The following is a 12,929-nucleotide window of genomic DNA, read 5'->3' on the forward strand; positions in this document are numbered from 1 at the left end:
GCGCGCAGACTCGAATGAATCGAGTCTACGCGCCGCTGTCGTACTGGTGGAGCGCCCACCAGCAGTGCGCGTGCCGGTCTAAACGAGCGAGCGCAGAACGTACTGCAGGATGCCGCCGTTGCGGTAATACTCGGCTTCGCCTGGGGTATCGATGCGCACGATGGCGTCGAATTCGACCGCTGCCTTGCCGACGGCCGAGAATTCACTCGGAGCGCAGGTCACGTGCACGGTCTTCGGGGTCGTGCCGTTGTTCAGCTCGGTGATGCCCGAGATAGAAACGATCTCGGTCCCATCGAGGCCGAGCGAGTCGGCGCTCTGCCCCACCGGGAACTGCAGGGGCACAACGCCCATGCCGATGAGGTTCGAGCGGTGGATGCGCTCGAAGCTCTCCACGATGACGGCCTTGACACCGAGAAGGCTCGTGCCCTTGGCTGCCCAGTCACGGCTGGAGCCCGAACCGTACTCCTTGCCACCGAAGATGACGAGGGGGGTACCGGCGGCCTGGTAGTTCTGGCTGGCATCGTAGATGTCGGCCTTCGGGCCTCCGGCGACGCTGAAGTCACGGGTGAAACCACCCTCGACGTTGTCGAGGAGCTGGTTGCGCAGACGGATGTTCGCGAACGTTCCGCGAATCATGACCTCGTGGTTGCCCCGACGCGAGCCGTAGGAGTTGTAGTCGCCGCGCTCGATGCCGTGCTCGGCCAGATAGCGACCGGCGGGGCCGTCTGCCTTGATCGAACCAGCGGGGCTGATGTGGTCGGTGGTGACGGAGTCGCCGAGCTTGGCGAGCACGCGGGCACCAGAGATGTCGACAACCGGGCTGGTTTCCAGGCTCATGCCGTCAAAGTACGGGGGCTTGCGGACGTACGTGGACTCGGCGTCCCAGGCGAAGGTATCGCCGACGGGAGTCTCGAGCGACTGCCAGCGCTCGTCGCCGTCGAAGACGCCGGCGTACTGGGTCTCGAACATGTTCGAGTCGATGGACTCGTCGATGGTCTTCTGCACCTCGTCGGCGTCGGGCCAGATGTCCTTGAGGAACACATCGTTGCCCTCATGGTCTGTGCCGAGCGAGTCGGCGTCGAAGTCGAAGTTCATCGTGCCGGCGAGGGCGTACGCGATGACGAGCGGCGGGCTGGCCAGATAGTTCATCTTCACGTCGGGGTTGATGCGTCCCTCGAAGTTGCGGTTACCGGAGAGCACGGCGGTAACGGCGAGGTCATTCTCCTGCACGGCAGAAGAGATTTCGTCTTCGAGCGGGCCCGAGTTGCCGATGCAGGTGGTGCAGCCGTAGCCAACCAGGTAGAAGCCGAGGTCTTCGAGGTAGCCGTTGAGGCCTGCCTTCGCGTAATACTCGGTGACGACCTTGGAGCCGGGAGCGAGCGTGGTTTTGACCCACGGCTTGCTCTTGAGGCCCTTGAGGCTCGCGTTGCGGGCCAGCAGGCCGGCCGCGAGCATGACGCTCGGGTTCGACGTGTTGGTGCAGGAGGTGATGGCGGCGATGGCAACCGAGCCGTTGTCGATCGTGAACTCACGGCCGTCGGCGAGGGTGACGTCGGTGGGCTGCGGGTGCGACTGCGTCGGGTGGCTGGTGTGACGGGCCAGGCCGCTTTCGAACGCGTGGTTGTGCGCGCTGTGTTCGTCCTGGGGGGTGAGGCCGATCGGGTCGGAGGCCGGGAAAGTACCCTCTATTGCCGCGTCCACGAGGGAGACGGGCGTGTTGGCGTAGTTGTCCAGGTCGCGTTCGAACTGGGTCTTGGCTTCGGAGAGGATGATGCGGTCCTGCGGGCGCTTCGGTCCGGCGATCGAGGGGACGACCGTGGAGAGGTCGAGCTCGAGGTACTCGCTGAAGATCGGCTCCTGGTCGGGGTTGTGCCAGAGGCCCTGCAGCTTCGAGTAGGCCTCGACCAGCGCGACCTGCTCCTCGCTGCGACCGGTGAGGAGCAGGTAGCCGAGGGTGACATCGTCGATCGGGAACATGGCGGCCGTAGAGCCGAACTCGGGGCTCATGTTGCCGATGGTGGCGCGGTTCGCGAGCGGAACGGATGCCACACCCGATCCGTAGAATTCTACGAACTTGCCGACTACTCCGTGCCCCCGGAGCATCTGCGTGATTGTGAGCACGACATCCGTTGCGGTGACGCCGGCCGGGATGATGCCCGAAAGCTTGAAGCCGACAACCTTGGGGATGAGCATGGAGACCGACTGGCCGAGCATTGCTGCTTCTGCTTCGATTCCGCCGACGCCCCAGCCGAGCACTCCGAGGCCGTTGACCATGGTGGTGTGCGAGTCGGTGCCGACGCAGGTGTCGGGGTAGGCCTGCAGGACGCCACCCACCTCGCGGGTCATGGTGACGCGGGCGAGGTATTCGATGTTGACCTGGTGCACGATGCCGGTTCCCGGGGGAACGACCTTGAAGTCGTCGAACGCGGTCTGGCCCCAGCGGAGGAACTGGTAGCGCTCACCGTTGCGCTCGTATTCGATCTCGACGTTGCGCTCGAACGAGTCGGACGTTCCGAACAGGTCGGCGACGACGGAGTGGTCGATGACCATTTCGGTCGGGGCGAGCGGGTTGATCTTCTTGGCGTCGCCGCCGAGTTCGACGAGTGCCTCTCGCATTGTGGCGAGGTCGACGATGCAGGGAACGCCGGTGAAGTCCTGCATGACGACGCGAGCCGGCGTGTACTGGATCTCGGTGTCGGGCTCCGCGGTGGGTACCCACGCGCCGAGGGCACGAATGTGCTCGGCGGTGATGTTGGCGCCGTCTTCGGTGCGGAGGAGGTTCTCCAGCAGCACCTTCAGGCTGTATGGCAGCTTTTCGTAGCCGTCGACCGCGTCCAGACGAAAGACTTCATAGTCCGTCGAACCGACGCGCAGGGTGTCTTTGGCTCCGAAGCTATTAACCGCGGTCTTTGTTGATTCCGACACAATGCCCTCTCCGTTGTGGGAGCCGACGGGATACCGGCGGCAGTCCTCAATTCTTGTGGCAGGCACAGCCTCGTGCCAGCAAGGCAAGCCTAACCAGCGGATGCCAGGGGCTGCCTTTTTCCATCGAGTTGCGCTGGCGACTTCTCACCGAACAACTATCTTGACGTCAAGATAACTCTAGCAGGGCGCGCGGGTCTCTCCGTCGTCATTCAGACCGCGTCAGCGGCATCCATTTTGCGATAAACCGATCGCACCATGAGCCAGGAGACGACGAGTAGCGGCGCGTAGAGCGGGATGCCCATGAGCAGCTTCATCGAGGCGAGTAGTTCGACGTTGTCGGCCAGGTAGAGCGGCAGCTGAACGGCGAGGCGGCCGAGAAACAGTCCGGTCCAGCACAGAGTCAAAATGGTCAGGACCCGACGCTTGCTCGCGTCGAGGCGCCAGGCCAGGCCGTCGCCCATCAAGAACCCGACGGCCACGCCGATGAGTGGCCAGCGCACGAGCACCGAGATGAGCAGGGCGGCGCCGTAACCGGCGTTGGTCCACAGGCCGACCAGAAAGAAGTCGGACGGTTTGCCGGAGAACAGTGCGAGCGCAACGCTGATAATGGTTCCGACCAGGCCGCCGAGAGCCGGGGTCGTGGTCTGCTTGGTGATCGCGCGCAGCGCGACGAAGATGACGCCGATCACGAGGGGTGCAATCAGCGACGGCAACAACGTGCCGATCGGATCGCTCGTCACATCGGTCGACGGGTCGATGGTGATCGAATAGGTGACCAGAAAAACCAGGCCGGGCAGCACTGCTTCGATCAAGCCGCGGATGCCGCCCATCGCCTTCAGCAGGGCCTGGCCGCTGATCGGCTCGCCCTCCGTCGCCGCACCGAAGCCGGCGCGGCGGGCCGCTCCGGCCATCGACTCGGCGAACAGCGCGGAGGTGGACGGCGGGACGTCAGTGTCCGGCGAGCCTGCATCACCCGGCACGGTTGGCAGCTCCGGCTGATCGGGCTGGTCTTTGGCGGTGTCACTCATGGCGTGGCAAGACGCCGGTCAGACTGCGGCGGTTTCGGTTGTGCCAGCGGGGGTGGCCGGCATGCGCAGCGGAATCAGGTCGCGCGGCGGCATCGGGGTCGAACCGCGCACCACGACGATGCTGCGGAACAGGTCTTCGATCTGCAACGCGGCATCGGGATCGATGGCGCCCTCACCGGCGATCACGCCGCGAAGAAACCAGCGCGGGCCGTCGACGCCGATGAAGCGGGCAAGGCGCGTGACGCCACCGGCTTCCTGGCCGGCCGCGACCGGGATTTCGGCGACGAGTTCGGGGCCGAACGGGCCTTCGCGCGGAGTCGTGGTGCCGCCCTGCTTGCCGATCTGGTCGGCGATCTGGTCGCGGATCTCGTGCCATAGGCCGCTCGAGCGCGGTGCGGCGAACGGCTGAACCTGCAGGGTGGAGCCGGCAAAGTCAAGTCCGATGGCCACGACCCGCTTGCTGCCCTCTTCAATTTCGAGGCGCAGGTGCAGTCCTTCGCGCGGCAGAATCTTGATACCGCCGAGGTCGACGTATGGACGCACCGGGTTGGCCTCTGACTCGTCGAGCGGGCCCTCGGTCTCGCGGTCTTCGGGTGCCGATTTCGGCATGGATTCGGGGATCTCTCCCGAGTTCGTGAGGTCACTCACCGGTTATCTCCTGTCTGCGGGGCGGCTGCGCCCGACATTGGTGCATTGTCTTGAGTGCGCGGCAGAACGCCGGTCGATCCGAAACCGCCCTCACCACGCTGGCTGCCAGGCAGCTTGTCGACGGCGATGAAGGTGGCGCGGGCTACCGGCATGACGATGAGCTGGGCGATACGATCGCCCACCGCGATGGTGAACGATTCGCTCAGGTCGGTGTTGAGCAGGGCCACCTTGATTTCGCCGCGGTAGCCGGCATCCACTGTTCCGGGAGCGTTCACGATGGTGATGCCGTGCTTGACGGCCAGACCGCTGCGGGGAACGACGAACGCCGCAAAACCATCGGGAAGGGCGATCGACACGCCGGTAGCGACCAGTGCACGGCTTCCAGGGGCGAGCACGAGAGCCTCGGCCGCGTGCAGGTCTGCCCCGGCATCACCGGGGTGTGCGTAGTTCGGGAGGATGGATGCCTGGATCAGGACTTCGACGCTTTCTGCCACGTGTCGAGGGTAGTGCAGTTATCTGATCGAATAGAGCCATGCCTGATTACCGTGAAAAACTGTGGCCCAACGCTTGGGCCTTCATCGTCACCGCTCTGGTCATACCAGCGAGCATTCTCGTGCTCGTGCCGATCTCCCTGTTCGCCGGAATTGTTACGGCCGCCGTATTGTACGGCGGCTGCGTGCTGCTGCTCGTGCTGGCGTCACCGGTCGTTCGCGTGCAGAACGGCGAGTTGATCGCCGGCCCCGCCACAATTTCGACCACGTTGCTCGGCCAAGCGACGGTCTTCGACGGGGCCGAAGCCACGCAGGAGCGGGGTCCTCGGCTGGATGCCAGGGCCTGGCTGCTCATTCGCGGCTGGATCAAGCCGGTCGTACGCGTGCCCATCGTGGATGCGACCGATCCGGCCCCGTACTGGGTCATCTCCAGCCGCCACCCAATAGAGTTGGCCGCCGCGATCAATGAATCGCGAACGGCCAACGTGGGGTAAAGCTGAGCTTTAGGAGTCGCACTCCAGACAGACGGTGCCGAGCTTGGTCTCGTGTCCCATCTGCGAGCGGTGCTTCACGAGGAAGCAATTCACGCAGGTGAACTCGTCGGCCTGCGCGGGCAGAACGACGACATCAAGGTCCAGGTCGGACAGGTCGGCGCCCGGAAGGTCGAACCCACCGGGGTTGTCGGAGTCATCGACATCAACGCTGCCGGACATCTTGTCTGGCACACGTTCCTTGAGGGCCTCGATCGACTCAGAGTCGTCTTCAGTCTTTCGGGGTGCGTCGTAATCGGTTGCCATGCCCATCCATTTCAGTTACGCCGATAAACGAAATCGGCGGGCACAGTTTCCAACAATCCAGACGGAATAGCAAACCGTCCGCCAATGTTTTTATTCGGACACGAAGAAACAACTTGCGGCACGCCCGGCGTATTCCCGCAAAAAGGCATCAACCCGTGGCAGTCTTGCAGCCAACGGTAATCGCGAGAGGGCTTGTCTTCATGCAGGAATTGAAGGTTATTGGGGTTGAGAACGGTGCGCTGCTCGCAGCGTCCGAAGATGGCGACCGGTATCGCATCGCCATCGACGAGGTTCTCCAGTCCCGGCTTCGCCAAACCCAGACGGAACGCGTCAACGCTCCCAAGCTTTCCCCGCGGGAAGTTCAGGCGCACATTCGCTCCGGCATGTCCGCCGAGGATGTCGCCGCGGTCACTGGCGCATCGCTCGAGTTCGTGCGCCGTTTCGAAGGCCCGGTCGTGGCCGAACGGGAGTACATCGTCTCCTCGGCGTTGAGCGTTCCGGTGCACACCGCCATCGATCCGGACCCGATCGACGAGAATGTCAACTTCGGTTCGGTTATTCGGGAACGCCTCGCCTCACTCGGTGCCACCGGTGAGCGCTGGGCGAGTTGGAAGGAGCCCGGCGGCGGGTGGATCGTCAAGTTGTCGTTCACCGCCGACGAGATCGACCACGACGCCCGCTGGGGTTTCGAACCGAAGAAGAACTCCCTGTCTCCGGTCGGCAGCGAGGCCGTCGCACTGTCGCAGCAGGGCGAACTCAAGGGCTCCTTGATTCCGCGCCTGCGCGCCGTCGGCTCCGAGACGAGCGCCGCCGACGTGTCCCGGTTCGACAGCAACGCCTTCAACTTCAAGGAATCCCTCGCCGACGAGATTCTGAACGACACCAGCCCCAACCTGGAGGTAGTGCCGTACTCCCGCTCACTGAGCAGGGACGACGCGGTGTCGAAAGCTGCGATCAAGCGCGCTGCAGAGCCGGCCTCGAACATGAGCGAAACCGCCGACCTGCTGGAGTCTCTGCGTCGCCGCCGCGGCGAACGCGAGGCGGCGTCGAGCGGGGAGACGGCATCCGTTTCGGTGCCCGCCCCAGCACAGCCGTTGCGCCCGCGTCGGGCGACGCCGGTCGACGCTGCACTCACGGATGCCGCGGTCACCGATGAGTCCAGTGCTGCTCCGGCTACCACACCGGAGCCAACCGGCAACGCCTGGGCCAACCAGGCCGCCAGGGCCCAGGAACGCACCAACCACGGTCGCACCACGCCCAAGCGCGGCCGAGCCTCGATGCCGAGCTGGGACGAGATCGTGTTCGGCGCCCGCACCGACGACGACCTCAGCTGAGCCGTAGCCGGCGTTCAGCCGGCCAGCCAGGCGTAGCGACGCTGCGGCCGGCCGGTCTGGCCGTAACGCAGGCTGACCGCAGCCTGCCCTGTCGTCACGAAATACTCCAGATATTTGCGAGCGACTACGCGCGACAGGCCGAGCAGTTCGGCGCACTCCGAAGCGGCCAGGTCGGGGTCGCTGGCCGACAGGACGGCAGCGGTCAGCGCTGCCGTCTCCTTGCTCAGGCCTTTCGGCAGCGCGGAGACTGCCTTGTCGATCGAAAGAGCGGATGCGCGCCCGAGCGCCTGGTCGAGATCGCTCTGACTCAAATCACCGGTGCCACCGAGCAGTCGGCGCCGCTCGGCGTATGCGGCCAACCGGGCTTGCAGCTCGGTAATCTTGAACGGTTTGAGCAGATAACTAACGATGCCGCCCTGCAGCGCCGCGGTGACCATTTCGGCCTCCCGGGCGGCGCTGAGCACGAGAAAGTCAACATCGCGTCCGGCTTCGCGTGCCCGGCGGATCACGTCGAGCCCGGTCATATCGGGCAGGTACATGTCGAGAAGCACGAGGTGCGGCGCCTTCTGGGCAATCTGAGCCAGCGCGTCCGACCCGGTCGCCGCAACACCGACCACGGTGAAACCGCGCTGCTCGGAAACAATGCGTTCGTGGGCACGCGCCACCATGAAATCGTCGTCGACGACCAGCACGTCACACACGGGTCGGTTCCTCGCTCTCGACCAACCCGGCCGCGTCGTACGGCAGCACGGCCTCGAACACGGTGCCCTGATCGGCCCGATAGCCCACCGTGCCCCCGCGACGCGTCGCGATGAGGCGCACGATAGCGAGTCCGTAACCATGGGCGTCCCCCCCGGCGAGTGCCGATTTGCTCGTGACTCCCACCTCGAACACCCGGTCGATGAGGGCGACGTCGATGCCCGGACCTGAATCCCTCACCCTCACCCGCACGGCGCGGGCGCCAGGGTCGGTCTGCACATCGATCCGCACATCGCGTTCCCGAGCGCCGGTGACGGCGTCGAGGGCGTTGTCGACCAGGTTCCCAAGCACGGTGACCAGGTCGGTGGAGAGCTCGGCATCGACCCGGCCCAGGTTCGATTCGGGCGATAAGACAAGCGTCGCGCCGCGTTCGCGGGCCAGGGACGTTTTGGCGGTCACGAGCGCGGCTACCGCCGGCTCCTGGAGCCGAGTCAAGACCGAATTGTCGAGCTCGGTGCGGTCACGGGTGACGGCGTCAACGTATTCCACCGCCGCTTCGGTGTCGCCGAGCTGCATGAGCATCGAAATGGTGTGCAGCCGGTTGGCGAACTCGTGGGTCTGCGCGCGCAGGGTGTCGGTCGCCTGTCGGCTGCTGCCCAGGTCGTGCTGCAGCGTGACCAGCTCGGTGCGGTCACGCAGGGTCGTCACAACCTCCGGCCGGGACCGAGGCGGGTGGATAAGCGTCTGGTTGAGCACGAGCAGCACCCCGCGGTTCACGAACACCGTATCGATTTCACCGACCTCCAGCGGGCGCAGCGCCCGCACCGCCTCGTCGTCGAGGCCCACCGTGTCGATCGCCCGGCCTTCTGCATCAGCCGGCAGACCGAGCAGTGTGCGGGCGCTGTCGTTGGCGAGTGTGATGAGCCCGTCGGTGTCGACGGCGATCATTCCCTCCCGGATGCCGTGGATCATGGCATCCCGGTGCTCCACCAGCCGGCCGATCTGCTCCGGCTCGAGCCCGAGCGTCTGCCGTTTCACCCGCGCGGCCAGCAGCAGCGACCCCGTCACGCCGAGCACCCCCGCCACCCCGACATAGGTCAGCAGGTTCGGCACCGCACTCGCGAGCAGATCGGCTAGGGCTGGGAACTGGCGGGCGGCGACCACGGAGCCCACGACCTCCCCGGCATTGGACAGCACCGGAACCTGCGCGACCACATAATCATTGGTGCCGATCGGCGCGATGCCGGCCCACGCGGCGTCCGACTCGTCGGGCGTCGGGTCGATAGCCAGGTCAGTGGTGAGCAGCCGCGGATCGGCGGGTGAGGCGATCACGCGGCCGTCAACATCCGTTATGAGCAGTTGGTCTACCCCCGTGGTGGTACGGAGGGACTCGACCGGCACCGAGAACTGCTGGGGCACCGCCTTACTGGAGAGCAGGCTGCGTACGAGCGGGTTGGCTGCGGTGTATTCGGCGACGGTGAGCATGCGACGTTGGGCGCCGCTCTCGAAGCTGGTGCGGGTCTGTTCCAGCGAGATGGCCGTGACAGCGACCAGAACGAGCCCGATCAGGCTGAGTTGAAACAGCAAGAGCTGGCGGGTGAGGCTGAGACGGCTCGAACGGAAGCCCGACCCGCGCCGGGTCAGCTGCTCTCGATCGTCTTTGGCCATAAGAGATAGTGCCCCATGCAAGGGGCAAACCGAAATCACTGATCGCAACCGCAAGCTACACAACGTTCACTAAGGCCACAAGTTGTGTCCGACCGGCCCACCACACAGGCTGATCTCGGCCAGCAAAGAGGCTCGCCAGAAATCGAAGAGGATTCAAGCATGCCAATCACAGCACGCACCATGCGTTCACGCCGCACGGCCGGCACCGTTGTTCTCGCCGGGGTCGTGGCACTCGCCCTCAGCGCCTGCGGAGTCACGAGCGCGAAGAACACCGAGGCCGCCGACAGCGGCCCGATCGAGAACCTGCAGGTCATGATCCCCAATGCCGCGGGCAGCGGTTATGACGTCACCGGCCGCGCCGCGGTCAAGGTGATGGACGACCTGGGTTTGGCCACCGGTACAGAGGTCACCAACCTGGCCGGTGCCGGCGGAACCGTGGGCCTGGCCCGCACCCTGACCGAAACCGGTAACGCCAACTTTCTGCTCATGATGGGGCTCGGCGTCGTCGGCGCCGCGTACACCAACGAGGGCGATGCCAAGGTGGCCGACGCGACCCCGATCGCCGGACTCATCGAAGAAGCCGGCGCCATCTTCGTCGCCGCTGACTCCCCCTACCAAACCATCGACGACCTCGTCACCGCGTGGAAAGCCGACCCGGCCACCTTCGCCGTCGGCGGCGGTTCCTCCCCGGGCGGCCCTGACCACCTGCTGCCGATGCAGCTCGCGGATGCCGTCGGCATCGACCCGACCGCCGTCAACTACGTGGCCTACGACGGCGGCGGCGAACTGCTGCCGGCCATCCTCGGCGGCAAGCTGCAGTTCGGCGCCTCGGGTTACGGTGAATTTCTGGAACAGGTGAAGTCGGGCGACCTGCGGGTACTCGCCGTCACGAGCGAGGAGCGCGTTCCCGTCATCGACGCCCCCACCCTCACCGAAGAGGGCATCGACCTGGTCTTCACGAACTGGCGCGGACTTTTGGCCGCACCCGGACTGACCGACGCTGAAATCGCGCGCCTCGTCGACGCCGTCACCGCCATGCACGACAGCCCGGAGTGGAAGCAGGTTCTGGAGGACAACAGCTGGACCGACGCATTCATCACCGGCGACGACTTCAGCACCTTCCTTACCGAGCAGGACACCCGCGTCGCCGACGTGCTGAAGACCCTGGGCCTAGTCTAAGAATGACCGCCCCCACTACAGACGCACAATCCGGGCTACGAGGACGCCTGCAGGCTCGCCTGCACGGTCGCTCCGAGCTCGGAGTCGCCGCCCTGCTCGCCGTAATCGCGATCGTGATCGTGGTCGATACCGCGAACATCCGTCACACCGCCATCAACGCCGGCGTGATGGGACCGCAGGTCGTTCCCACGATCATCGCGATCGGCCTGGGCCTGTGTGCGATTGCCCTCGCGATCTCTGTACTGCGGGGCGGCCACGCTGAGGCCGAAGACGGTGAGGACATCGACCTCTCACAGAAGGCCCACTGGCCGACTGTCTTCGGCCTCGGCGGCCTGATTCTGGTCTTCGCCCTCACCATGGACTTTCTCGGATTCGTGATCGGCAGTGCGCTGCTGTTCTACGGCTCCGCCCTGCTGCTCGGCTCAAGGCGCTTCGTCTGGGCGCTCGTGATCGGCATTCTGCTCGCCGTCGGCACGTTTTACGGCTTTGTACTGGGCCTCGGCATCAATCTGCCGGCCGGCCTGTTGACGGGAATTCTCTAAATGGACAACCTCACCCTTCTGATGGAGGGCTTCGGCAACGCGCTGACCCTGCAGAACCTGCTGTTCGCCCTCATCGGCGTGCTGGTCGGCACCGCCGTCGGCGTGCTGCCGGGCATCGGCCCGGCCATGACCGTTGCCCTGCTGCTGCCGCTCACCTACGCGCTCGACGTGACCGGCTCTCTCATCATGTTCGCCGGCATCTACTACGGCGGCATGTACGGCGGGTCGACGACCTCGATTCTGCTCAACACCCCCGGTGAATCCTCCTCGGTGGTCACGGCGCTCGAAGGCAACAAGATGGCCAAGGCCGGGCGCGGTGCCCAGGCGCTGGCGACGGCCGCGATCGGCTCCTTCGTTGCCGGCACACTGGCCACCGGAGCGCTCGTACTCGTCGCCCCCTTCGTTGTGGCGGTCGCCATCGGCCTTGGAGCTCCCTCGTACTTCGCACTGATGGTGTTCGCGTTCGTTGCGGTGAGCACCGTGCTCGGTTCCAGCCGTATTCGCGGGCTCGCCTCGCTCTTTATCGGCCTCACGATCGGACTCGTCGGACTCGACGCAACAACCGGCCAGGCACGGCTGACCTTTGGGCAGCCATTGCTCTCCGGCGGCATCGACGTCGTCGTGATCGCCGTGGCCCTGTTCGCGATCGGTGAAGCCCTCTGGATCGCCGCCCACCTGCGCCACGGCACGCCGGCAACGATTCCAGTCGGAGTGCCGTGGATGGGCAAGGACGACTGGAAGCGTTCCTGGAAGCCATGGCTGCGCGGCACCGTCATCGGCTTTCCGTTCGGTGCGATTCCGGCCGGCGGCGCGGAGATCCCCACATTTCTCTCCTACGTGGCCGAGAAGAAGCTGTCCAAGCATCCAGAGCAGTTCGGCCACGGCGCGATCGAGGGCGTCGCCGGACCGGAAGCAGCCAATAACGCCTCCGCCGCCGGAACTCTGGTGCCGCTGCTGACGCTCGGCCTGCCGACCACGGCGACCGCCGCGGTCATGATCGCCGCGTTCAACCAGTACGGCATCCACCCCGGTCCGCTGCTGTTCCAGACCGAACCGGTGCTGGTCTGGACCCTGATCGCGAGCCTGTTCATCGGCAACACCCTGCTACTCGCGCTCAACCTGCCGCTCGCACCGCTCTGGGCCAAGCTCCTGCGCATCCCGCGGCCGTATCTCTATGCTGGCATCCTGTTCTTCGCGACCCTCGGCGCCTACGCGGCCGGCATGCAGACCTTCAACATTCTGATCCTGCTGCTGCTCGGTGCGCTCGGCTACATGGCCCGCCGCTTCGGGTTTCCGGTGCTGCCGATCATCGTCGGTGCCATCCTCGGCCCGGAGATGGAACGCCAGCTGCGCCGCGCACTGCAGATCAGCGCCGGCGACCCGGCAGCGCTGCTGAGCGAACCGCTCGCGGTCGTCGTGTACACCGTGATCGTTCTGTTCCTCGTGGTTCCGCCCGTGATCAAGTCGCTGCGCCAGCGGTTCGGACGTGGGGCCGGGCCGACCGACGGTCCCCCTGAGGACCAGTTCGATGCCGTCGGCACCCAGACCTCCGATGGCAGTGCCCGGGTGATTCGGGCGGTGCGCCCGAATCGGCGCGGAAACTAGCCCAACCGGCTAC

Annotated in this window: 12 protein-coding genes; 5 read left to right on the forward strand and 7 right to left on the reverse strand. The window is 65.5% G+C overall.

From position 1 onward, the window contains the following. Positions 1-78: 78 nt before the first annotated feature. The 4 genes from acnA to dut all read right to left on the reverse strand — a co-directional run bounded on the left by acnA (position 79) and on the right by dut (position 5,095). On the reverse strand, positions 79-2,925 hold the full coding sequence (gene acnA, locus CXY78_RS17450; protein ID WP_104090425.1) for an aconitate hydratase AcnA: 2,847 nt from the start codon (positions 2,923-2,925) through the stop codon (positions 79-81). A 209-nt stretch (positions 2,926-3,134) separates the two neighbouring features. After that, entirely contained in the window at positions 3,135-3,953 is an 819-nt protein-coding gene (locus tag CXY78_RS17455; protein WP_104090426.1) for a DUF3159 domain-containing protein, read from the reverse strand. Positions 3,954-3,971: 18 nt separating this feature from the next. Then, positions 3,972-4,562: a DUF3710 domain-containing protein gene (locus tag CXY78_RS17460; protein WP_092340202.1), complete on the reverse strand. Its 591-nt coding sequence runs from the start codon at positions 4,560-4,562 to the stop codon at positions 3,972-3,974. Positions 4,563-4,597: 35 nt separating this feature from the next. Beyond that, positions 4,598-5,095: a dUTP diphosphatase gene (gene dut / locus CXY78_RS17465; protein WP_092340005.1), complete on the reverse strand. Its 498-nt coding sequence runs from the start codon at positions 5,093-5,095 to the stop codon at positions 4,598-4,600. A 38-nt stretch (positions 5,096-5,133) separates the two neighbouring features. Here dut and CXY78_RS17470 point away from each other — a divergent pair, with 38 nt between their 5' ends. Continuing rightward, complete coding sequence (locus CXY78_RS17470; protein WP_092340004.1) at positions 5,134-5,586, forward strand: DUF3093 domain-containing protein; 453 nt, start codon at positions 5,134-5,136, stop codon at positions 5,584-5,586. 9 nt (positions 5,587-5,595) lie between these two features. On the opposite strand, the gene CXY78_RS17475 is transcribed toward CXY78_RS17470, so the two are convergent. Further along, positions 5,596-5,889 carry a DUF4193 domain-containing protein gene (locus CXY78_RS17475; RefSeq protein ID WP_092112645.1) on the reverse strand — a complete coding sequence of 98 codons (294 nt, stop codon included), beginning with the start codon at positions 5,887-5,889 and terminating at the stop codon, positions 5,596-5,598. Positions 5,890-6,089: 200 nt separating this feature from the next. On the opposite strand from CXY78_RS17475, the gene sepH reads away from it, so the two are divergent. Next, positions 6,090-7,223, forward strand: coding sequence for a septation protein SepH (gene sepH / locus CXY78_RS17480; protein ID WP_104090428.1), 1,134 nt, complete (start codon positions 6,090-6,092; stop codon positions 7,221-7,223). 14 nt (positions 7,224-7,237) lie between these two features. On the opposite strand, the gene CXY78_RS17485 is transcribed toward sepH, so the two are convergent. After that, complete coding sequence (locus CXY78_RS17485; protein ID WP_199182632.1) at positions 7,238-7,924, reverse strand: response regulator; 687 nt, start codon at positions 7,922-7,924, stop codon at positions 7,238-7,240. Beyond that, complete coding sequence (locus CXY78_RS17490) at positions 7,917-9,590, reverse strand: ATP-binding protein (protein ID WP_104090431.1); 1,674 nt, start codon at positions 9,588-9,590, stop codon at positions 7,917-7,919. The genes CXY78_RS17485 and CXY78_RS17490 overlap by 8 nt, the downstream gene beginning before the upstream one ends. Positions 9,591-9,770: 180 nt before the next feature. Between CXY78_RS17490 and CXY78_RS17495 the strand changes: the two genes are divergently transcribed. Genes CXY78_RS17495 through CXY78_RS17505 form a run of 3 tightly spaced genes read left to right on the forward strand, consistent with a single transcriptional unit; the run spans position 9,771 to position 12,916 of the window. Further along, positions 9,771-10,769, forward strand: a complete 999-nt coding sequence (locus tag CXY78_RS17495) for a tripartite tricarboxylate transporter substrate-binding protein (RefSeq protein ID WP_104090540.1) — start codon at positions 9,771-9,773, stop codon at positions 10,767-10,769. A 2-nt stretch (positions 10,770-10,771) separates the two neighbouring features. Continuing rightward, on the forward strand, positions 10,772-11,311 hold the full coding sequence (locus CXY78_RS17500; RefSeq protein WP_104090432.1) for a tripartite tricarboxylate transporter TctB family protein: 540 nt from the start codon (positions 10,772-10,774) through the stop codon (positions 11,309-11,311). After that, positions 11,312-12,916: a tripartite tricarboxylate transporter permease gene (locus CXY78_RS17505; RefSeq protein ID WP_104090433.1), complete on the forward strand. Its 1,605-nt coding sequence runs from the start codon at positions 11,312-11,314 to the stop codon at positions 12,914-12,916. It begins immediately after the preceding gene. The last annotated feature ends 13 nt before the right edge of the window (positions 12,917-12,929 follow it).

It is taken from the genome of Cryobacterium sp. N19 (assembly GCF_002929595.1).
In the GTDB taxonomy this organism is placed as follows: domain Bacteria; phylum Actinomycetota; class Actinomycetes; order Actinomycetales; family Microbacteriaceae; genus Cryobacterium; species Cryobacterium flavum.